20 protein-coding genes are annotated in these 21853 nt (G+C 42.3%); 13 read left to right on the top strand and 7 right to left on the bottom strand.

Annotation, left to right across the window (positions count from 1 at the left end; translation table 11 throughout):
- The first annotated feature begins 75 nt into the window (after positions 1-75).
- Positions 76-3534 (top strand): PAS domain-containing hybrid sensor histidine kinase/response regulator, encoded by a 3459-nt coding sequence (locus RH40_RS17370; RefSeq protein WP_009602986.1) that lies wholly within the window; start codon positions 76-78, stop codon positions 3532-3534.
- On the opposite strand, the gene RH40_RS17365 is transcribed toward RH40_RS17370, so the two are convergent.
- From RH40_RS17365 to aspA, 7 genes are all read right to left on the bottom strand, one after another.
- A complete protein-coding gene (locus tag RH40_RS17365; RefSeq protein WP_009602985.1) occupies positions 3521-4006 on the bottom strand; it encodes a hypothetical protein in 486 nt (161 codons plus the stop codon). The genes RH40_RS17370 and RH40_RS17365 overlap by 14 nt on opposite strands.
- 110 nt (positions 4007-4116) lie before the next feature.
- Positions 4117-5844, bottom strand: coding sequence for a sodium:solute symporter family protein (locus RH40_RS17360; protein ID WP_009602984.1), 1728 nt, complete (start codon positions 5842-5844; stop codon positions 4117-4119).
- A 12-nt stretch (positions 5845-5856) separates the two neighbouring features.
- Positions 5857-6120: a DUF4212 domain-containing protein gene (locus RH40_RS17355; RefSeq protein ID WP_009602983.1), complete on the bottom strand. Its 264-nt coding sequence runs from the start codon at positions 6118-6120 to the stop codon at positions 5857-5859.
- Between the two features lie 218 nt (positions 6121-6338).
- A complete protein-coding gene (locus RH40_RS17350; RefSeq protein WP_009602982.1) occupies positions 6339-6965 on the bottom strand; it encodes a MarC family protein in 627 nt (208 codons plus the stop codon).
- Between the two features lie 91 nt (positions 6966-7056).
- Positions 7057-7692 (bottom strand): response regulator, encoded by a 636-nt coding sequence (locus tag RH40_RS17345; protein ID WP_009602981.1) that lies wholly within the window; start codon positions 7690-7692, stop codon positions 7057-7059.
- A 223-nt stretch (positions 7693-7915) separates the two neighbouring features.
- On the bottom strand, positions 7916-9676 hold the full coding sequence (locus RH40_RS17340; RefSeq protein ID WP_009602980.1) for a protein-disulfide reductase DsbD: 1761 nt from the start codon (positions 9674-9676) through the stop codon (positions 7916-7918).
- 223 nt (positions 9677-9899) lie between these two features.
- Positions 9900-11348 (bottom strand): aspartate ammonia-lyase, encoded by a 1449-nt coding sequence (aspA, locus tag RH40_RS17330; RefSeq protein WP_009602979.1) that lies wholly within the window; start codon positions 11346-11348, stop codon positions 9900-9902.
- Positions 11349-11749: 401 nt separating this feature from the next.
- On the opposite strand from aspA, the gene RH40_RS17325 reads away from it, so the two are divergent.
- The 12 genes from RH40_RS17325 (at position 11750) to RH40_RS17270 (ending at position 21604) form a co-directional block, all read left to right on the top strand.
- On the top strand, positions 11750-12217 hold the full coding sequence (locus RH40_RS17325) for an FxsA family protein (RefSeq protein ID WP_009602978.1): 468 nt from the start codon (positions 11750-11752) through the stop codon (positions 12215-12217).
- A 349-nt stretch (positions 12218-12566) separates the two neighbouring features.
- The gene (locus tag RH40_RS17320; RefSeq protein ID WP_009602977.1) at positions 12567-15152 is read left to right on the top strand and encodes an ExeM/NucH family extracellular endonuclease; all 2586 of its coding nucleotides are present in this window, start codon (positions 12567-12569) and stop codon (positions 15150-15152) included.
- A gap of 852 nt (positions 15153-16004) precedes the next feature.
- Positions 16005-16649, top strand: a complete 645-nt coding sequence (locus tag RH40_RS17310; protein WP_009602975.1) for a hypothetical protein — start codon at positions 16005-16007, stop codon at positions 16647-16649.
- A gap of 270 nt (positions 16650-16919) precedes the next feature.
- Positions 16920-17813, top strand: coding sequence for a hypothetical protein (locus tag RH40_RS17305; RefSeq protein WP_009602973.1), 894 nt, complete (start codon positions 16920-16922; stop codon positions 17811-17813).
- Between the two features lie 65 nt (positions 17814-17878).
- Positions 17879-18202, top strand: a complete 324-nt coding sequence (locus RH40_RS17300) for a hypothetical protein (RefSeq protein ID WP_039954899.1) — start codon at positions 17879-17881, stop codon at positions 18200-18202.
- Between the two features lie 126 nt (positions 18203-18328).
- The gene (locus RH40_RS17295) at positions 18329-18667 is read left to right on the top strand and encodes a hypothetical protein (RefSeq protein ID WP_009602971.1); all 339 of its coding nucleotides are present in this window, start codon (positions 18329-18331) and stop codon (positions 18665-18667) included.
- Complete coding sequence (locus RH40_RS17290) at positions 18649-18888, top strand: hypothetical protein (protein ID WP_009602970.1); 240 nt, start codon at positions 18649-18651, stop codon at positions 18886-18888. Before RH40_RS17295 ends, RH40_RS17290 begins: the two co-directional genes overlap by 19 nt.
- A 177-nt stretch (positions 18889-19065) precedes the next feature.
- Entirely contained in the window at positions 19066-19359 is a 294-nt protein-coding gene (locus tag RH40_RS17285) for an immunity protein TriTu family protein (protein WP_009602969.1), read from the top strand.
- A 278-nt stretch (positions 19360-19637) separates the two neighbouring features.
- Complete coding sequence (locus RH40_RS20855) at positions 19638-19778, top strand: hypothetical protein (RefSeq protein WP_009602968.1); 141 nt, start codon at positions 19638-19640, stop codon at positions 19776-19778.
- Positions 19779-19782: 4 nt separating this feature from the next.
- The gene (locus RH40_RS21265) at positions 19783-20205 is read left to right on the top strand and encodes a toxin glutamine deamidase domain-containing protein (protein ID WP_081455030.1); all 423 of its coding nucleotides are present in this window, start codon (positions 19783-19785) and stop codon (positions 20203-20205) included.
- 9 nt (positions 20206-20214) lie between these two features.
- Positions 20215-20502, top strand: coding sequence for a YrhB domain-containing protein (locus tag RH40_RS17275; protein ID WP_009602966.1), 288 nt, complete (start codon positions 20215-20217; stop codon positions 20500-20502).
- Positions 20503-20935: 433 nt separating this feature from the next.
- Positions 20936-21604, top strand: a complete 669-nt coding sequence (locus RH40_RS17270; RefSeq protein ID WP_009602965.1) for a hypothetical protein — start codon at positions 20936-20938, stop codon at positions 21602-21604.
- The last annotated feature ends 249 nt before the right edge of the window (positions 21605-21853 follow it).

Below are 21853 nucleotides of genomic sequence, written 5' to 3'. Positions count from 1 at the left end.
CGAAGTTTCGGTATAAATGACAAAAAGGTTATTTGATCAATGTCGCTGTGCAATAGCGTAACAAAAGGGTATTAAATGCAAGGCTTACAAGTTATCACTGCATCATTGATGTATTTAGGCATCTTGTTTTTGATAGCTTGGTATGGTGACAAGCAATATAAACGATTGTCAAAATGGCGACCTTGGATATACAGCCTCTCTATCGCGGTCTATTGTACCTCTTGGTCTTTTTACGGCACGGTTGGACAGGCAAGTGCTAACCCTTGGGCTTTTATTCCTATCTATCTTGCGCCGATATTGATGTTTACTCTGGGCTGGAGAGTCATTACCAAGATCGTTGCAACTGCAAATCGAGAGCATATTACTTCGATTGCGGATTTTATTGCCGCCCGATACGGAAAATCACAAGGTTTGGCCGCAGTGATCACACTTATCGCTGTTGCTGGTATCTTACCTTACATTTCACTCCAGTTGCGCGGCATTACTATGGGGCTGAACCTAATTGCTCCTGATCTCCCTACTGAGTTTTCAGGGCTGGGACTTGATGTTTCTTTCTTTGTCGTCATTGCGCTTGCCGTGTTCACCATGCTCTTTGGTACACGTCATATTGATAATACCGAACACCACCGTGGAATGATGACAGCGATCGCTTTTGAATCAACCATTAAACTGGTCGCGTTCCTAGTGGTAGGGATTTTTATTACTAGCTTGGCAGTTTCTTTACCAGAAGTGAAACTCACGGATATCGCTTATCAGACCTACCAAGCCCCTAATATTCCGACCTTTATTATTCATTTGCTTCTGACCATGCTTGCGATTTTATGTTTACCGCGTCAATTCCATACCATGGTGGTGGAAAATGAGTGTGAGCAGGATTTAAAGACCGCACGCTGGTTATTTCCCACTTACTTGGTGCTGATGGGACTGTTTGTATTGCCTATTGCCTGGGTTGGACAAACCCTTCTCGGTGATGGCGTCAGCCCAGACTCCTTTGTGATTAGTTTGCCTAAGGCAATTGGAGCTAATGATATTGCGCTGTTAGCATTTTTAGGTGGAACTTCTGCGGCCAGTGGCATGGTGATTGTTTCCACTATTGCACTGGCGATAATGTTGTCGAATGATTTGGTGATGCCTTTTTTGCTGCGTCGGATCCATTTGGCGAGGAGGCAGGGTAAGCCTGTCACCAAGTTACTACTGCAAATTCGGCGAGTACTGATCGTCCTGCTCTTACTTGGTTCTTGGGGGTTTTATCAAGTTCTAGGCAACATCCATTCATTATCGGCGATCGGTTTTCTCTCATTTACCGCGATTAGCCAGTTTGCGCCTGCTCTTATTGGAGGAATCTATTGGCGTCAGGGCAATCGTAAAGGAGTTTATGTAGGATTAGCGGTCGGTTTTGCGATATGGCTAATGACCTTGATGAATCAAGCAGAGCTCTTGTTGGGAAGCGTTGAAGACAATGTCTTAGTTTGGATTATGACGCCTCCCAACTGGTTGAAGGCTCTAGAGGTCACGGATTTCGATTGGGGAATTATTCTCAGTATTACACTCAATACATTGTGTTACGTGATGGTTTCTTTAGTTACTCGGGCAAGCTTAAGTGAGCGGCTTCAATCGGCAGCTTTTGTTGGTATCCCTGAACCTAACAGCGAAAATATGACCATGTATCAGAGTCGTGTCACAGTGGAAGAATTACAGACTTTGGCCTCAAGATTTGTTGGCCATCAGCGAGTACAAGGTGCATTTCGTCAATACTGGCATTCACATGGTATTCCTTTACCGTCGAACCAGCAGGCGCCTGCTAACTTAATTCGTCACACTGAGCGTGTTCTGGCAGGGGTATTTGGGGCTTCATCCGCTAAGCTGGTACTTAATTCTGCATTGCAAGGGCGCAATATGCAGCTTGAGGATGTGGTGACCATTGTTGATGAAGCTTCAGAGCTTTATGATTTTAGTCGTGGATTACTACAGGGGGCGATTGAGCATATTGGTCAAGGTATTTCCGTTATCGACAAACAATTAAGGCTTGTGGCTTGGAACAAGCGTTACCTGGAGCTGTTTTCCTTCCCAAGGGGGCTTGTACAAGTAGGACGTCCCATTGAAGACATCATTCGCTACAATGCGGAGCAAGGTTTGTGTGGACCGGGCGATATAGAGGAACAAGTTCAGCGCAGGTTGGCTTTCCTTAAACAAGGTTCAGCACACACTTCCTCAAGACTTAGAGCGGATGGTCGAGTGATTGAGGTACAAGGAAACCCGATGCCAAATGGTGGCTTTGTTATGAGCTTTAGCGATATCACAGTGTTTCGAGAGGCAGAGCAAGCGCTAAAACAAGCGAACGAAAACCTTGAAGAACGAGTCATAAAACGCACGGAACAATTACAGCACTTGAATCAACAATTGGTGACCGCCACTAAGCAATCGGAGCATGAGTCTCGTTCTAAATCCCGTTTCCTTGCTGCAGTGAGCCATGACTTAATGCAGCCGCTTAATGCTGCTCGCTTGTTTGCTTCTACCTTGAATGAAGTGACCGCTGATAGAGAGTGTCGTCAGCTGGCACGAAATATCGAGAGTTCATTGGAGGCCGCCGAAGACCTGATTGGTGATTTGCTCGATATTTCCCGTTTGGAATCTGGAAAATTGGAAGCCAATGTTCACGGATTTGCGATTAATGATGTGTTGACCAATTTAAGCGCAGAATTTGATGCGCTCTCTAAACAACAAAATATCGAATTTCAGACCATATTGAGTCAGCTCTGGGTTCGCTCTGACCCCAAGTTGCTGCGTCGTGTGATTCAAAACTTTCTCACTAATGCCTTTCGTTATAGCCCTGAGGGTAAAGTCGTATTGGGAGTTAGGCGCGCTGGGCCCCATATTAAGATCGAGGTTTGGGATAATGGTATGGGCATTGAGCCAGACAAGCAGCAAGAGATTTTTCAAGAGTTTAAACGAGGTACCCAACTTCGTGCTGAGCAAGGCTTAGGTTTAGGGCTGGCGATATCAAAAGGTATTTCACATGTGCTGGGCCATCAAATTACCATGCGATCTTGGCTAGGAAAAGGCAGCGTTTTTTCTATTGAAATCCCACGTTGTGAAAAGAGACCATCGCCCAAAGAGGTGAGCTCTTCTTTACCTAGTACTAATCTCAATGGTTTAAAAGTGCTGTGCGTTGATAATGAAATCGATATTTTACATGGAATGCAGAGTTTGCTTGAGCGTTGGGGGTGTGATGTTCGCATCGCTCTGAATCTTAAAGCCAGTATCGACACCGTCGGACAAGATTGGCTGCCTGATGTGATTTTGTCTGATTATCGGCTGGAAGACGAGCACACTGGATTGGATGTGTTACAGCATTTTCGTGCTCTTTATCTAGAAGAGTTTTTGGGTGTGATCATTAGTGCTGACCGTTCAGAAGCCATGTTGTCGTCCATTGATGCAAGTGGATTTAGTTTTTTGCCAAAACCTGTCAAGCCGCTTAAGTTGAGAGCAATGTTAAATCAAATCTTCGTCAATCATCCGACTACGGTTGACTGAATAAGGTTTGGTATTCAATAAATTGAGTGTTTGTCTCACCGTAATAAACGCTGTCGTTAGCTTGTACGGCAACGCGTAACCTACTTTGCTTTGCGTTGGGTTTAGGTAGTGTAATGCTCCAAATCATGTTCTGGTTATTGTTTGGCTGCATGTCAATTGGCGCAGTATTCTGCTCTGGTTGGTCTACCAGAGAAAGCTTTGCGCCCTTGAGCGGAAAGACACTGGTGAGAATAAACTGTAAATGGTCATCTTGAGTAGGAAGCGCGCGAAACTGTATCTTAAAGTCGCCGTTTTTCATATCGCATAAGCCACTGGTATAGCGACAATTTGAGCTAGCAACCAGTTTGTAGCTTCGACCTTTTTGTGCTGAATGAGGCTGCTCGCTCACGAGCCTGTCGGTCGCAAAATAAGCAATGAGAGATAAAATAGGGGCGATCAATAAAGCAATAGTAATGTGTTTATTTTTCAACATATTGGTGTTTCTCGCTGAGTAATGTCGAATACAGCCAAGCCCCGTGAAGGGACTTGGGTGTATGTCTTACGGGTAATGAGGTAGCAAAATTACCCGTTTAGTTTACCTAACTAATGATCAATTGAGGCACCAGCACCTGACGGTATACGAACGTGTTCTACCAAGTCTTTAACCTCTTGCGGTGTTTCAGCGGTTACTTTTGATACCGCGAACGCGACAATAAAGTTAAATAAAGCACCAACTGCGCCAAATGCATTGGGTTCGATACCAAAAAACCAGTTACTGCCTAAGTTTTGCAGGTACTTCCAATCGGCGATAAATAGTATCCCTTTATGCTGAAATACGTAAAACAGGGTGACAGAAATACCAGCAACCATGCCTGCAATCGCCCCTTCCTTGTTAATGTTTTTACTGAAAATTCCCATCATCAGCACTGGGAAAATAGAGGAAGCAGCGAGCCCAAAGGCTAACGCAACGGTGCCGGCCGCGAACCCGGGCGGGTTAAGGCCAAGATAGCCTGCCACGGCAATCGCGGCCGCCATGGAGATCCGACTTGCGAGTAACTCCTTTTTCTCTGTGATATTGGGGTTGATGACGCCCTTGATTAAATCGTGCGAAATCGCCGATGAAATCGCAAGCAGTAACCCTGCTGCGGTTGAGAGTGCTGCTGCGAGCCCTCCCGCTGCGACTAGGGCTATCACCCAATTTGGCAGTTTAGCGATCTCTGGGTTAGCCAGTACCATGATGTCTCTGTCGACCTTGAGTTCATTGGTGGTTGAATCTGGGGTGTATTGAATGTTGCCATCACCGTTTTTATCATCGAAGGCCAAAAGTCCGGTTTTTTCCCAGTTCTTAAACCAATCTGGACGCTGATCATAAGCGAGATTTTTACCTACCTCGGGATTGACCGTGTCCATAAGGTTGAGACGTGCCATTGCAGATACAGCGGGCGCAGTTGTGTACAGGATGGCAATAAACACTAATGCCCAGCCTGCTGAAGTGCGCGCATCACGAACTTTTGGGACGGTGAAAAAGCGGATAATCACATGAGGTAGGCCTGCCGTACCTATCATCAATGATAAGGTATAGACAAACATATTGAGCGTATCACCACGTACTTGAGTAGTGTATTGACTGAAACCCAGCTCGGTAACAACTTGATCTAAACGATCAAGAAGATAAACATTGCTACCGTTCATCGTGCTGCCAAGCCCTATTTGTGGGATAGGGTTACCAGTTAATTGTAGGGAGATAAAGATAGCCGGTATGGTGTAAGCGAGGATGAGTACGCAGTACTGAGCGATTTGAGTGTAGGTGATCCCCTTCATCCCTCCCATAACGGCATAGAGAAAGACAATACACATGCCGATTAAAAGCCCTGTTGAGTAATCAACTTCTAGGAAACGGCCAAATGCAACGCCAACGCCTTTCATTTGCCCAATCACATAAGTGACAGAGGCAATGATAAGACAGACAACCGCAACGATTCTAGCGGTGTTTGAGTAGAAGCGTTCACCAACAAACTCAGGGACAGTAAATTTACCGAACTTCCTCAAGTAAGGCGCGAGTAATAGCGCAAGTAAGACATATCCACCTGTCCAGCCCATGAGAAAGACTGAACCACCATAGCCCATAAAGGCAATCAAACCAGCCATCGAGATAAATGAGGCCGCGGACATCCAGTCTGCTGCCGTTGCCATACCATTCGCTATTGGGTGAATACCACCACCAGCGACATAAAATTCTTTAGTCGAACCCGCTCGGGCCCAAATTGCAATACCGATATACAGAACAAAGGTAGCACCAACAATGAGGTAAGTGAGAGTTTTCAGTTCCATGTGTGCTATTCCTTATTCATCAACGTCGAACTCTCGGTCAATGCGTCGCATTTTCCAAGCGTAGTAAAAGATAATAGCGAGAAAAGTGTAGATAGAGCCTTGCTGCGCAAACCAAAAACCTAACTTATAACCGCCAATTTGAAACTGATTGAGCTGCTCGACAAATAAAATCCCGCAGCCGAATGAAACGGCAAACCAAATCACCATAAGAATCATCATCAATCTGACATTCTTTTGCCAATAAGCTTGTGCCTTTTGCTTGTCATTCGAATCCATACATGCCTCCTTGCGCTTGTTAACAAATTGTTACCGTCTACATTATCAGTGCGCAGACGATTAGGCTTTTCAACTTTAGTCGGGCGTGTAAAAATAAAAAAAGCGCTCATATATTGAGCGCTTAGTGAAATAATCATTGTTCAACGACTAATTAGTGTGGGTTATTTATTAGGCTTTAGTCTAATAGCCAGTATGAACTTTTTTTCTCAATCAACCCTTCAGCTAATATAAAAATCCTTGATTCCCATTAAAAGATTGTTGACAGCGACAGCTGCCAGGATCAGACCCATAACACGGCTAATAATGGCAGCACCAACGTTACCAATCCACTTTTGGATATGGGTAGCACCAAGGAGTAGCAATAAAGTAATCACCAACACTGTCATCATAACTGCAGCGGTGATCAACTGATCACCAGCGGAATAGCGATGATTGTCGGTGAGGAGCACGATGGCCATCATAGCGCCTGGCGAGGCAATCGATGGAATCGCCAAAGGGTAAACCGCAAGATCAGCTAAATCTGAGTGGCTGACCTCCTCAGATAATTTGGTTTCTTGCTCCGGTTTTGATTCACCAAAGATCATGGTAAGAGCAAATAAGAGCAGCACAAGTCCACCTGCAGCTTGAAAAGCGGGAAGAGGGATTTGCATGGCGTCGAGTAATTGCTGACCTGCAATAAGAAAAAACAACAGCACGCCAGTAGATATTGCGACTGCTTTGAGTGCAACTAAGCGCCGCTGCTTAGCAGTCAGGTGTTGAGTTTGTGAGAGGTACACGGGGACTGATCCGATAGGGTCAATCACGGCCCATAATACGACAAATTGTGTGACTAAGATGCTTAGCAAGAGAAGTACTCCCAGAGTTTATGGAACAGAGGGGTAAATCAGATTTCTGCCTGACTGCATAAGTCTAACAAAATTTGCGGGGTTATGATATCTATTGAGTCTCTGATTCTAGCTGTTGAATCAAAATAACGGCTTGAGTCCTATTTTTTACATCTAACTTTCTAAAAATTGCCGTCATGTGGGCTTTAATTGTCGCTTCAGAGACATTTAACTCATAAGCTATCTGCTTGTTTAGTAGGCCATCTGAGAGCATTCCTAAGACTTTGTGCTGTTGGGGCGTTAAACTGGCAATTTTTTCAGCTAATCTATTTTTTTCAGAGCCAAAATCTGCCACAGTCTCTGGGAAAAACATATTACCTTCTAGGACCTGATTGAGAGCATTAACTAAAGCTCGCATATCACTCGATTTAGGAATAAACCCAAATGCCCCATGGCGTTTAACTTGAGCGATAACTGCAGGTTCCTCGCTTGCAGAGATGACTACGATAGGGAGGTGTGGATAATCACAACGAAGCTGGATCAGGCCGGACATACCGTTTGCACCTGGCATTTTTAAATCCAATAGCAACAAATCGGGCTCTTCTTTTGCTAACAGATCGAACAAACCCGTGATCGAATCCGCCTCTAGAATATTGGCACCGCTTATCGCCATATGCACCGATTGGAAAAGTGCATTGCGAAATAGTGGGTGGTCATCAGCGATGAGAATAGTGTAGGTCGAGTCCATGACGAGTAACGATTATGCCAGTTGTGAATAGAATTATTGTACCCTTTCGCAGAGGCGACAATAATCCACCTCTGAAAGTCTGAACTGTATCTGATTTTAGACTTAGTTACTAGGTAGCAATCAAGGCTTTTTCGATACTTTTGTTAAAGTAACATATTGATGCTTAAATAAATAGTGCTAATGCGCTGGTTTTATCACCAGCGCAACTATTTTATGGCTCAGACTAGAGTTGATGTGTTTCGATATGGTTAAGGAATGGAGCGGCTTTCATAAAGCCGGTAATGCGCGCTGCGTCAATCGCTTGGCCGGAACTGTCCCAAAAAGCGATAGTAGGTAGACCTAAAATTTTCATGTACTCAAGTAACTCGATATCTTGAGGCGTACTCTTGGTAACATCGGCCTGCAGCAGCACAAAACTACCTAATTTGTCTTGTACGTCCGCTTGATGGAAGGTGTATTTATCGAACTCCTTGCATGCTGCACACCAATCGGCGTAAAAATCGAGCATGACGGGTTTACCGAGCGCTTTGGCTTGTTCCAATTGTTGTTTGAGCTCGTCAAGATTCTTGATTGGTGTAAAGATTGATTCAGCTTGAACCTCTTTAGCCTCTGGGGTCATAAATTGCTGAAAGATGGGTTGTGCGGAAAAAAGTAGTCCAAGAACGGCGACGATGCCAACCAAACTTTGCTTCCATCCTCCAAAAGGCAGTGCGCTTTTAATATGATACAACCAGGCAAAGAAGGCAAAGCCCAAGCCTGACCAGAGCGCCATTGACCACACTGGTGGTAAAATGCGTTCAAGCAAGAAAATAGGGGCAGCGAGTAGTACAAAACCGAACAAGGTTTTTACTCTGTCCATCCATCCGCCTGCTTTGGGTAGCAACTTATTACCGAACACCGCAACTAAAATAAGAGGAATACCCATTCCCATCGCCAGTGCATATAAGGCAATACCCCCTGTGAGTAAGTCGCCACTTTGTGCAACGTACAGCAGAGCGCCCGAAAGCGGGGCGGTTGTGCATGGTGAACACACTAATCCTGAAATAGCGCCCATGGCAAACACGCCTACACTATTGCCCCCAGTTTGTTTGTTGCTGAGGTTATTGAGCCAGGTTTGAGCACTGCTTGGTAGCTGGAGGCTATAAAGACCGAACATAGAGAGGGATAGCGCGACAAACAATACACTGAGGCCAATCAATACATAGGGGTGCTGCATGGCCGCCTGAAATTGCAATCCTGCTGAAGCGACCACCAAGCCAAGTAAAGTGTAGGTTAACGCCATACCTTGCACATAAATAAAAGCAAGCGTAAGCGCACGGGTTTGAGAGAGCTTGCCACTTCCCAAAACGATACTGGTTAAAATAGGGTACATGGGTAAGACACAAGGCGTGAAAGCAAGGCCCACACCCAAAGCTAAAAACAGCAAAGGTGTCCACCAATTGTCGCTCAGCTTCGCCGCAAGATTGGATTCGCTCGAAACAGGAACCGCTTCGGAGGTATCGACATTAGGGGTAAAGTTGTCGTTGGATGAACTGGTAAATGGGCTAAGGTCTATGCTTCGCCTCTCTGGCGGATAGCAAAAGCCTGCTTTAGCGCAGCCTTGATACTCAATGGTAACTTTGGCTCCAGGCTGATAATTACGCAGTGGAATCGTCACAAATAGCGGCTCAGTGTAAATGTTCACTTCACCAAAAAATTCATCTTGATAGGGCTTGCCTTCTCGCAGATCAAACGAGCCAATCTCGACATTCTCTCCCGTCACCTTCAGTTTACTTTGATACAAGTAATAATCGGGTTTAATTTGCCAATCGATCAATACCTGATCGTTTTGCTGATAGGCGTTGAAGGCAAATGCCTCGTCAACGGCAACAAAATCTTGCTGTTGCTGGGGCAAAATAAAGTTGTTTGAATTTTCAAAGTTGGCAAAAACGGTCGCAGACATGGCCGTCAGAGAGAACAATAAAAAAGCTAAAGCGCAGCGCATACGAGTATCACTTGAGTTAATTTGTGGTTATTTTACCCTAATCAGACCGGAAAAAGAGCAAATAAGTTTCAAGTTGTTGTCACTATTATGCGTTTTTGTCGATGGGCACACCTAAGCTCAAGATGCAGGAGTCTGAGTTATAAAGTCATCGCCGATGATTTTGGCTGGCAGAAAGAACAAGCCACTGACCAGAGTCAGTGGCTTGGTGTGGTAACCCTAGGGATTAATAACGCTTAGCTTTGTATGTGGGGTTCATAAAGTTTTCAACAGAAAGAATGTCGTCCAGCTCTGCTTCACTGAGTAGGCCACGTTCAAGGACGACCTCGCGAACACTCTTACCTGTTTCCGCGCAGATCCGACCGACAATATCTCCTTCATGATGACCAATGTAAGGGTTTAGGTAAGTGACGATGCCAATTGAGTTGTAAACATAGCTTTCACAGACTTCTTTGTTGACAGTGATGCCATCGATACACTTATCACGGAGATTGACACAAGCATTGGCAAGAATAGAAATTGACTCAAACATGCTTTGCGCGATAACCGGCTCCATCACGTTGAGCTGCAACTGTCCACCCTCTGCGGCGATTGAGATAGTGTTATCGTTGCCCATGACCTTAAAGCACACTTGATTGACGACTTCAGGTACCACAGGATTGACTTTGGCTGGCATGATTGAGGAGCCAGCTTGAAGCTCCGGTAAATTGAGCTCATTGAGACCAGCACGCGGACCAGAAGAGAGCAGGCGAAGATCATTACAAATCTTGGATAGTTTAACTGCTAAACGCTTGAGTGCGCCATGGGTCATGACATAAGCCCCACAATCTGATGTGGCTTCGATTAAATCTTCTGCTGGAATGACGTCAAGCCCGGTGACATTGGCAAGATGTTTGACCGCAGCGTCTTGATAGCCTTGTGCGGCGTTAAGGCCCGTGCCGATTGCCGTCGCACCAAGGTTTATTTCCAGTAATAGTTTAGAGGTATATTCTAGAGCACGAATTTCTTCGTTTAGCGTCACAGACCAAGCATGGAACTCTTGGCCTACTGTCATTGGAACCGCATCTTGTAGCTGGGTGCGTCCCATTTTTAAAATGCCATTAAACTCTTGGCTCTTAAGCTCGAAAGCGCCTTTAAGATATTCGATGGTTTCAATCAGCTTTGCGACGCTGTTGTACACGGCGATGCGAAAACCAGTCGGGTAGGCACAGTTTGTTGACTGGCTTTTATTAACGTGGTCATTGGGGTTGATAAAGGCATAATCGCCTTTTTCTTTACCTGCAAGCTCCAGTGCGACGTTGGCAATAACCTCATTGGTATTCATGTTGACGGATGTGCCTGCGCCTCCTTGAAAAACGTCAGATGGGAACTGATCCATACACTTACCCGTATCAAGGATCAGGTCGCAGGCCTGGAGAATATAACCCGCAACGTCTTGTGGGATCACCCCTAGCTCTTTGTTAGCAAGGGTTGCGGCTTTTTTGGTCATGACCATGCCACGAACAAACTCAGGCACATCAGAAATGGTCATGTTAGAGATGGTGAAGTTCTCCATGGCACGCAAGGTATGGATGCCGTAGTAGGCATCAACAGGCACGTGGCGTTCACCGAGTAGGTCATGCTCAATACGGGTGGCTTGCTCGGCTTGTGTAGGAGCATCAGTTAGGGTTGCCATACAGGATCCTTTTAGATTGAATTGGTAACTATACCCAAATAATGTGTTTATTTAGGTTGGCGCTGTTTATAGCCTTTCTGTTATTTGAGAATCCATTCGGCAGAATGTTGGGCTGGAGTATCGATCCTGATTTATTAGCACATGATACTGTTATCAACGCAGAAAAATAGTAGCTTGATCACCTTTTTTACCTTTATTTCGTCAGGGTTTGGTCATTGTTGTTCACCGAGGCTTCGATCGACCGAATATAGCATTTTATCAGTGATGAAAATTTACGCTTTGTAATAGCGAATGCTTGGTGATGTCGGGCATTGACATGTTATTGTGAAGCGGACTTTTATTTGAGCTCACTGCGCATTAGACGTAAACTGGGCACTGGCTTTACCTCTCAAGGAGTGCTTGTGTTTGCCATTTTATTATTGATGTTTATTTTTGTCCCTGTGGTTGAAATCGGCGTGTTGATTCAAGTTGGTGGTTCGATAGGGCTTTGGCCCACCATTGGTCTGGTGCTTATCACGGCATTTGTCGGTGCATCATTAGTGCGCAGCCAAGGACTGCAAACCTTGCTCTCTGTGCAGCAGCGTCTTCAGCAGGGCGAATTACCTGCTCAACAGATTTTTGAGGGTATGCTGCTCGCTGCCGCGGGTGTTTTTCTTTTGATTCCGGGCTTTGTGACTGACCTCGTTGGTATGGTTATTTTGCTACCTGCACCTAGGGCTATGCTTGCTCGTTATCTGATGAGCCGGATAAGACTCCAGTCGTCAGCTAAAGGCTTTCATGGGAGTTTTGATCAAGATGCTAATCAAGGCTCCACGTTTGAAGGTGAGTTCGAACGTAAAAAAGACGATGATCAAGATAAACTTAATTAGTACTGATTCCTCTCAGGCGCGATTATCGCGCCTTTTTTCTTTCTGTTGCTGGTGTCTTGATTGACGAACAAGAGTAAAAACTCTATTTATTAGCAAAAGCTGATGTTATTCAGATAGGTAGTTAGATATCTGTAACGTATGTAAAGCAGTATGTTGAAACTTTGATTAAGGTTAAATAATTGATCAAATCAATGAGATTATAATCACACAGTCATTGAATGTAATTTTTAGTTTCATAAAAAACATCAACACTGAGCGGGGTAAATAACGAAGTAGTCACAGACAAAAGTGACATGGAACACGCTTGTTGGTTGTTTTGAGACAACGCAAGCGCCGCATGGTGGATAACATGAAACAAAAATTAACTCCGACACTACTTGCTGCCGTCGTAGCAAGTGCACTTTCATCGCCAGTAATGGCCGATATCATTATTTCTCAGTACGTCGAAGGAAGCAGTCTTAACAAAGCGATTGAAATTGCCAACACAGGCGATCAAGCGGTGAGCTTAACTGGTTATGAACTGGTGAAAAAAACCAACGGCAAGGGAGAGTGGGGCAGTAACTTGTCACTTTCCGATCAAACTCTAGAGGCTAAGAGTGTGCTGGTGGTCGCTAACGCAAAAGCCAACGAAGAGATTTTAAAGCTCACTGATATCAAAGATAGTTCGGTCGCCTCTTTTAATGGTAATGACCCGGTTGCGTTACTCAAAGATGGACAGCTGCATGATGTGTTTGGCCTTGATGGTGGTGACAATTTTGCAATAGACGCCACCTTTACGCGCAGGAGTGCAGCGATGATGCCGAGCACTGTCTATTCATCATCTGATTGGAATAAAACGACCGAAGACAACATAGATGGTCTGGGAACGTATGGGGGAGCCGCGCCCGTTGAGCCTTTCACTTGTGACAATGTTGATTTTACATCCATTCATGATATTCAAGGCCAAGGGGAAAGTTCTCCTTTTATAAACGGCTACCCATATATTACTGAACAAGACTTTTATGTACAGGGCGTAATTAGTGCTGTCACCGGCGGCCTTACCAAAGGATTTTATCTGCAAGCGTTAACGCCAGATGATGACCCTCAAACGTCAGAGGGCCTATTTGTTGACACTAACCAATCTCAATCAGAGTTCAAACCAGGAGACATTATCTGTGTGAAAGGCAAGGTGCAGGAGTTTTATGAGCGCACCCAACTTAAAGCAGAAAACAACCAATGGCTAAAACTGGACGCGCAAGAGGCGCCCGCAGCGCATAACATTGAAATCTTACCTTCAGATGCAAATTTTGCGGCCACACTGGAGCGCTACGAAGGTATGCTGGTTAACCTTGCTCCCGCGCTTGATATGCGAGTGACCCGAACCTTTGGTTTTGATTACAAAGCGAAGCGTAACAATATGGTGCTAGCACAAGGGCAAATTAACCTTCATCCCAATCAGAAGTTTGTCCCGGGCTCTGCAGAAGCGGACGCACAAAATCAGGCCAACCAGAAGCGACGACTGTTTATCGAATCCGATCAAAAAGCCGCGGATGGAAAAGTGCCTTACTACCCAGATTTTGGTCAGCCAAGTCTTAACCAAGATGGTAGCACGGATGATTACATCCGTATTGACGATACACTCTCTGGTATAGAAGGGGTGATCAGCTACAGCTTTGGTGAATATCGTTTGATTGCGACCAATACCCTGACTAAGGACAATTTTGTCCGCAATGATAAACGTACGCAACAGGTTGAAATCGAGAGAGGTAACTTGCGCGTTGCAACCTTTAACGTACTCAATTATTTCAACTCACCTTATGGTGGGGATCAAAACTTAGATGGCAGTAATCGCGGCGCGAAAAGCTTTGAAGAATTTGAACGTCAACAAACCAAGATCGTTGAGGCCTTGTACAAGCTTGATGCAGATATTGTTGGTTTGATGGAAATTGAAAACAATGGCTTTGGTAATAATGGCGCGATTGCTCAATTAGTCGACCAGCTAAATGATCGAGTCGGCTTTGAGCAGTATACTTATGTCGCCCTTGATACCAATCAAGACGGCCTAACGAATGAAGAGGATTTTGTTGGCACTGACGTGATTACCAATGGTCTTATCTATCGCCCAAGGATTGCTGAGCTTTTGAGCAGCAAGGTGATTGCCTTACCAAGTCAGCTCGCGCCTCCTGTCTATGATGAGAAAGGCAAACAAATTGAGGACGGTAAAAATTACCAGCGCAATGCAATTGCCAGTACGTTTAAAGTCCATGATGAGGAGCTAACCATTGCAGTTAATCACCTCAAATCAAAAGGCTCAACCTGCTGGGAAGATGCGGCCTCTGCTGAGCAGGGTGGACAAGGGAGAGAAGACAAGGATAAGCAAGGCTCGTGTGAAAACTTCCGTGTCGCAGCGGCAGTAGCATTGGGTGAAGCGCTTGAATCTATTGAAGGACATAAAATCATTGTTGGTGATTTGAATGCGTATGGAATGGAAGACCCAGTTCGCGTTCTTACTGACCTTAATGGCGGCAGCGTTAAGGCAGCGCGCAATACCTACATTGATGGCGAGCCACAATTTGGGGATGAGGGAGCAGTGATCACTAAGAGTTATGGCTATCTCAATGCGGTTGCTATCAATCATCAAAATAGCTGGAGCTATTCGTATAATGATGAAGTCGGTGCGCTGGATCATATTTTGATGAGTCCAAGTCTCTATAAGAAAGAAGGCTTCCTGCAGCAGCGCCGTTTTGTCGATGCTACCGATTGGCACATTAATGGCGGTGAGTCGAAGCTATTTGATTACACCGATAAGTTCAAAGGTGATTTGCCAAAGTATAACGACCATTTCCGCGCTTCTGACCATGACCCTGCTGTGTTAGAGCTAAATATGGGCGGCGCGTTTAGTCTCTCGGCTATGCTCGGGCTATTTGGCCTAGCAATGTGGCGCAGACGCCAGTAACGTTTAAAGGGGGAGCTTGCTCCCCCTTTTTTATTGCCTCTATTTAGGGCTTTCGTACTATCACCCTAACCCCTCGAACAGCTCAAAACATCAGTGATAATAATCATATTTATAAGGTGAATTTATTGATGTCTTTTGATTTCTCTGTATGATTTCGGTCAATTTTGAGTGTTATCCCTTCAGTGAATTTAAAGGTGATAGCAAAAATTAGCACTTAAGTTGCTACTGGCATTTTTTATGGAGTGGAGGGTAGATTCTAATGAGATTAGATAAAATATTATTATTGATATCATGTTTCCATAGCCATGTAATAAAAATTATAGAGACTATATTATATCGTGGTTACTGATTTACTTAATTATTTAGGCTTTATGCTTCTGCTCTTGATTAATTTTATTTCAATTTGCGTGGTTGTTTTTTTATTAAAAACGATTCATAGTCTTTTTTTTGCTAAAGATAAGGTAAAAGCGGATTTTTCCAGGCTGTTAATTTCACTCTTTTTGCTTATTTCTCTTAGTATGCTTGCAAGTTCAAATCCTGAAGTTTTCGACTATAAAGTAAGTAGACACTTTGAGCTTATAAGCGCTATGCAACCATCTGATTTCATGAAATACGTAGGCTATGTCATGTTTTTTTCGATGTTCTTTCTGGTTATTTATGGCTTTTACTCTGTAGTAAAGGTGTTTCTGAGCCTATTTTATGATAGAAGTAAAATAATAGGGTATTTTCTAAAATACTTCTTATGTTTTTCTTTATGTGTCGTAATCTTTATAATTTTGACCTCCAATCCTGAACTGTTCGATATTAAAGTGCATAAGGTTAAATAAAGATAGTTGCCGTTGGAAAATTAAAATGAAAAAATGGCTTTTTATTCTTTGTTTTTTGTTTGGTTGCAGTGAACCTGCACCGGAGTTTGGTGATGAACGAGAGGAGTTTGAGATAGGTGAAACTCACATTTCCATTCCCAAAAAATACTTTTTATCAGGATTGAGAGATTCAATAGCGACCGATGAGAAAGAACTTGATAAAGAGACTTCTTTTGCATTAATCCAAGTCCCATTAGCAGATTTGGGTATTGATGTGGCCCTGGAAGGAGGTTTATTAGATAAAATAATTGCTCGTCTTTACCAAGTCCATGGACGAGTGAGTCCCGCTGCTGTTGATGCATGGCATGGTGTCGGATTATACAAAAACGGTATTATTGAGTTTGATAGTAAAGTAGGGTTATATCGAGTTTATGGAGCGGCTAGTTATCCAGGAGCATGGCAATACTTTAAGTCTTCTCCGGTTACAGGAGGAGACTTTGTTTCAAACTGGGTATCTTCTTGTCTTACCCGCAGAGGAAGCGATGGTAAAGATTTGGCCAAGATTCGTTGTAAAGTAATTTATCGTTACGAAACTGTAGAGAGTTCAATATCGATCAGTGGTGAAAACATGGCAATCAGAGAAGCTATTTTCTCCGGTTATACTAAGATGCTGCAAGGGCATAAGAGTTAAATAAAGAATGGGCATCCGATAGGCTTTGGGGAAGTCACTGCCTGATAAAAGCAGGTTATGTAGGAGATGTACTAGGTGTGGCTATGGATCCTGTGTTTAGTGAAGGTGATTACTCAAGTAATAGATTCTTAGAACTGTTTCTCATGGAAACATGAGTTCTGCATCAAACTCTGATACTCAATCGGGTGGTTGGGGGCCAAAAGATTATGGTCTTTTTAGAAATAATTGCCAAGACTTTGCAGACGCTATGAGAGGGACATTTAATCGAAAATGAGAAAGCAGCTTTTATTTATAAAGAAAGTATTTTTAATCACTAGTGCAATCTTTTTCATTAATTCAATTGCCTTTGCTAGAGAGAATGATATGGGCAAATTATTACTCAGCGGTGGGCATAACCAGCTGTTTGAGTTTAGTTTTGATCGAGAAGAAGTTGTTGAATTGGCAAAGATACCAGACCACGGAGGTTATAGGGCTAACTATAAAAATCTTCAGAAAGTTAATGATAACGAGTTTTTATTTGAAACTCCATCAAATGAAGCTGGCATCTATAATATGAAAACTCTTCAAGAAAAGATATTGTTTCATAACAGTAGTTGTCCAACTTATTTTGAGAGTAGTGGGGAAATGTTGTTTTTGAAGGTAGAGAAAACAGCTTCTGGTTTCGAGGAATACCTTTATCTTTCCAGTCTAGATGGCGATAAACCACTTGTTTTAAGGAAATTAGCAAGAGGAAGCGTATCTAAATGTCCAATAAGATTAAATAGGGATGAAGCTCTTATTTTTCTTTCCTATGGGGAAAATAAAGAGATCTCCCTTTTTAATGTACAGAATAGAACATTTAGTGATAGTAGCAGGTTATGTGAGCCTATATTTGGTTTGGACGATGGTAAACTTCTTTGTTTAAGTAATGAAACATATTTTATCTCTGATCACGAGGGAAATAAGTTGAAAGGCATAAACAAGAGTCTTCTGAATAAAAATAACATGTTTCCTATGGCCAGCTTCAATGAAGTTAATTCTCTCTTGGTTCAAGAATACAGGGAAAGGTTATTCAGAAGTACGATCGTCAATCTTTGGATTCTTGATCTAAACACGTTGGAAAAGCGATTGATTATTGAAGGTTTTGGTATAGGTAAAAAGGGCGCTATATATCTAGAACAATAAATAAAGGACTGGCACCGTATTGAGGTGTGAGTATGGGACAAGTTATGATGAGAGTAGGGTAAAAAATGATGACTCTTAGAGAATTGAACGAGGCGCTTATTGAGCATAACTGTGTTCTCAATATTGCTATTGATATTGAAAAAAATTCACTTAAATATAATTTGATGATTAGTCTTGGTCACTCAGAAGAGTTTAAAGATGACAAACTAATAGTTTATTTTTATGATATTAGTCAATTGGAGATAAAAAACTTCGGTGGTGGTCTAGTTCAATTCATGCACTTAAAAGTTGATGAAGAAAATTCAGGCCTTGATAGAGTTAATTATGCCCTTCAAGATCTAGAGGATAATAAAGTATTTTTCTACTTTGAATCATTTGATGTTTTATAATTGTCAAATGCAGATAGACGATAGATAATTGCAAGGCACCAAATTGAGGTACATTTATTTTCTCTTTTTCTAAGATAAAAACTTTAGGAAACGATCAATAGTACAGCAAGTTACATGAGAGATAAAATGAAAAAATTAGTATACCTATTATTTGTATTTTTTATCAGTTTACAAATTCTGCAAGCTGCAGAAATTAATTTAGATGAATCTGGTATAACAGAGTATTATCCGAGCTGTAAAAAAAGCGATAATCCAATTTGTATAGAAAATATAGGGGTAGATAAAGATAAGAAAATTTTTATCCATATCTACGTAAATTTGGACACTTTACCCAATACATCTCTTGACAGCAAAGAAGAAAAAATGAGTTTTTCTGTGGATTCTGCAGATATATTTCTTGCTCTTTTTAATTCCAGAGCTCAGAAAAAAATGGAGGAGAATATAATGTGTTCCCTCTTAATATAAGTGGTTATAAAGCAGATGATATTGTTATTTTACAGAGGTCTGTATCTGGTACTACCTCTTATCCTGGTTTTGCTGCGATTAATGAAAATGAAGAAAAAAAAGTGAGCGTTACGGATGAGAATATACTGCCCATCGATCACTACAATGAACAAATGATGAAATACAAAAAGCGAAACAAAGCTAAGGAAGCAATCTTAGGTAAGAAAATTAGAATAAATTAAGGACAGGTAGAAATAAAGGACAGGCATCATATTGAGGTGGCTCAAACAAACAAGCCAAGGCTGGGCACAAATTGCAGGGCTGAATTCTGTAGCAGGTAGGTTAGCTACCAAAAAAGGCCAGCCAATCCCAGCTGTTGAAAGTATTGTCCACAAAGTAACAAAGTTTAGGTGATTATAATGCTAAAAGAAGTAGTTAACTGGATTGAATCAACGTCAAATGTATTTACGATGCATGGCTGTGAACTTGAAGTTTGGCATTCACCTGAAGAATCTGAAACACAGAGCATTACAGTGGATTTCGAGTGCGAAAATTACTACTGTCGACTGATATTTTGGGATGCAGGATATGGCCATGTAGAAATTGTTGACGTCAATACTGAAGAGGCTATGTTAGACCAGAGCTTTGATGTGGTTGAACAATTGCGTACTGAAAAACCACTTAATGATTTTTTGATTAAAATCACTAGTTAGTTGTTACAAAGAGTGGAGGTGACTTATCTGAGATGAGCGGTCATCTTCGTTGGTATAAATAGAGGACAGGCGTTGAATATTAAAGATTTAGTTAGCCTTAATAGTATTTTAGAAATGGATGCTTCTATCAATTAGCTTTCAAGCCTTCCACTGAATTATGTAGCCCGAAGAAAGTCTATTGGAGATAGTTGGACTTTTTCTGAAGAGTGATAAAAAGGATGCCAGTTTAGGCACCCTTTTTAGATAAAAGATAAATAAAGGACAGGCACCGAATTGAGGTGCCAGAGGGTCAGTATTTAGATGCTATTGGCTCTCTTGCTGTCGATGCAGCCCTTACTGCCTCCGGAGCTGGATTGGGCGTTGTTGCCTTCAAGGTAGCACGTCCATTATTGAAAGAGAGAATAAAAAAAAGCATATAATTCGATAAAGAAATGGTCGAGTCCAGATGATACGAAGGGTGTTACAAATAGTGCAGGCGGATCTATTAGAAATGCCAATAAGCTTAGCGGTAAACAAAACTGTGCAAACTGCTCAATATCAACTGACGCGACACTTGCAGGTAATCCTGCTTCGGCATTGAATGGTGGAATTACAAAAGTAGTAGATTTGGAAAAGCATTTCGGTCGTACTTTTGGAAGCTTGACTAGTGCAAGTCGAATCCAAGCCCAAATACTTAAAGCAGGTGATGGTGCCCGAGGAGTTATATTTGGGTCTAGAGGTTCGCAGACGGGACACTTCTTTAATGTAGTTAATCAAAAGGGAACTGTTAGATTTTTGGATGGGCAAACGGGTAAGGCTGCTAGTTTAGATGGATTCAAAGGCTTTAGCTTAATGAGAACAAATTAGAGAATAAGAATGCAAAATATCACTTTAAACGATGCACACACTTTAGCAGAAGAGTTTATCTCTAAACTAGGCCTTGATGAAGAACTTGTAGTTCTTGATGATGAAACTCTAACTGAAGACTTTGGTTGGGTTTTCTTCTATAACACAAAGAAGTTTCAAGAGACTGGAGACTTTAGAGATATGGTTGGTGGAAATGCTCCAATTATTATTGATAAGGAGTCAGGTAGATTAACTGTGACTGGAACAGCTCACGAAGTTAACCACTATATCGAAGAGTATAGAGCAAATAGGACTTAACTTAAGTAATAGTAGGTAGTGGTGAATTAAAGAATGGAAGTAAATAAAGGACAGGCACCAAGCCTCACCGCTCGATTAAAAGGACCCCACTCGTTTTCAGTGGGGCAAAACGTTAAACGATCACCTTTATTTATTGATTGGTGACAATATGGTTTGGCTAGGTAGCAGTACTTTGGATCTAAAAATACTGCGCTATGAACTCCCTTAAACCTTAAACAGAAAAAAGTTCATAGCCATAAGCCTTATCTCTTGGCTCAAACCTCAATTGTTATCTTGCAAACACTTTTCAATATAAGTTGGCCTGTAGCAGTAAGAAATGACATTTTTATGCGTTAGGTTGCATTAATAAATAATACATATAAAATACATATTGTAAATATCAATATGTAAAAAATGCGTATTGTAAGGTGAGTTGTAAATATGCTAAAAAGAAATGGACACAGTTTATGAAGCGATTGAAATTACGATGAAAATGACGCAGGGAGAACGCATTCGATCCGCCCGAAATTTATCGGGTTTAACCAGACAACAACTTTTGGACAAGTATGGGTTAAACACAAATACGCTTCAGTCATGGGAGCTCGAGAGGAACAAATTATCTGCTAAAGGTGCTAAAAAACTCGCCGAAGTGTTTGAGAGTGAGGGCTTAAAAGTCTCTCAAGAATGGCTTCTTTTTGGAGAGGGGCTTCCACCACAGACAAAGTTTTTTGATTCTGGAGAAGAGTTTTTCCAGACTTCCATATCAGAAGATGAAGCGATACAAAATGAGATAAATTTCTTCAAAAAGAATAATAAACAAGCGATTGTAAAAGTCGTTCCTGATGATTCAATGGAGCCCGTCTTTTCGAAACACAGTTATGTTGGTGGTGTATTAATTCCTGATGGTTGTTATGACTTGTACTTAGGGAAATATAGTATTGTAGAAACCAGTGCGGGAGATACGGTAATTCGCAGAGTTCATCGAGCAAAAAAGCCAGATACATATAATTTATCCGCCATTAACCCAAATACAGAATCTGATTGTCCCGTAATATACGAAGCAACCATTGTTTCTCTGGCCCCTATTCTTTGGTATAGAACACAACTTGGCTTATGTACCTAGTGCTACCCTTCTGCAGTCTATGAGTGACTCTCTTATTATGTGTCGGCTCTGAACGTACAGATCAAAGACATCGTACTTTTCATGGTTGGTGCCCAAAGCAATGATATCTTAGTTCTTTTGGTGTGTGTCCTTTTTTCTCTTTCAACAAATAAAGGACAGGCACCAAATTGAGGTGCCTTTCTTTTTTCTTTCTCTTTTTTATCACTGCTTCGTTGCCATCATCTCTACCCCATCAAGTACTTAAAATAT

Source organism: Vibrio caribbeanicus ATCC BAA-2122, from assembly GCF_000165125.1.
Lineage (GTDB): Bacteria > Pseudomonadota > Gammaproteobacteria > Enterobacterales > Vibrionaceae > Vibrio > Vibrio caribbeanicus.
This window is presented reverse-complemented; position numbering and strand designations above follow the sequence as displayed.

What these genes read in the sequence shown, in the direction of transcription:
- RH40_RS17370 (WP_009602986.1), top strand. Translation starts at nt 76, where the DNA reads ATGCAAGGCTTACAAGTTATCACTGCATCATTGATGTATTTAGGCATC.
- RH40_RS17365 (WP_009602985.1), bottom strand. Translation starts at nt 4,006, where the DNA reads ATGTTGAAAAATAAACACATTACTATTGCTTTATTGATCGCCCCTATT.
- RH40_RS17360 (WP_009602984.1), bottom strand. Translation starts at nt 5,844, where the DNA reads ATGGAACTGAAAACTCTCACTTACCTCATTGTTGGTGCTACCTTTGTT.
- RH40_RS17355 (WP_009602983.1), bottom strand. Translation starts at nt 6,120, where the DNA reads ATGGATTCGAATGACAAGCAAAAGGCACAAGCTTATTGGCAAAAGAAT.
- RH40_RS17345 (WP_009602981.1), bottom strand. Translation starts at nt 7,692, where the DNA reads ATGGACTCGACCTACACTATTCTCATCGCTGATGACCACCCACTATTT.
- RH40_RS17340 (WP_009602980.1), bottom strand. Translation starts at nt 9,676, where the DNA reads ATGCGCTGCGCTTTAGCTTTTTTATTGTTCTCTCTGACGGCCATGTCT.
- aspA (WP_009602979.1), bottom strand. Translation starts at nt 11,348, where the DNA reads ATGGCAACCCTAACTGATGCTCCTACACAAGCCGAGCAAGCCACCCGT.
- RH40_RS17320 (WP_009602977.1), top strand. Translation starts at nt 12,567, where the DNA reads ATGAAACAAAAATTAACTCCGACACTACTTGCTGCCGTCGTAGCAAGT.
- RH40_RS17310 (WP_009602975.1), top strand. Translation starts at nt 16,005, where the DNA reads ATGAAAAAATGGCTTTTTATTCTTTGTTTTTTGTTTGGTTGCAGTGAA.
- RH40_RS17305 (WP_009602973.1), top strand. Translation starts at nt 16,920, where the DNA reads ATGAGAAAGCAGCTTTTATTTATAAAGAAAGTATTTTTAATCACTAGT.
- RH40_RS17300 (WP_039954899.1), top strand. Translation starts at nt 17,879, where the DNA reads ATGATGACTCTTAGAGAATTGAACGAGGCGCTTATTGAGCATAACTGT.
- RH40_RS17295 (WP_009602971.1), top strand. Translation starts at nt 18,329, where the DNA reads ATGAAAAAATTAGTATACCTATTATTTGTATTTTTTATCAGTTTACAA.
- RH40_RS17285 (WP_009602969.1), top strand. Translation starts at nt 19,066, where the DNA reads ATGCTAAAAGAAGTAGTTAACTGGATTGAATCAACGTCAAATGTATTT.
- RH40_RS17275 (WP_009602966.1), top strand. Translation starts at nt 20,215, where the DNA reads ATGCAAAATATCACTTTAAACGATGCACACACTTTAGCAGAAGAGTTT.
- RH40_RS17270 (WP_009602965.1), top strand. Translation starts at nt 20,936, where the DNA reads ATGGACACAGTTTATGAAGCGATTGAAATTACGATGAAAATGACGCAG.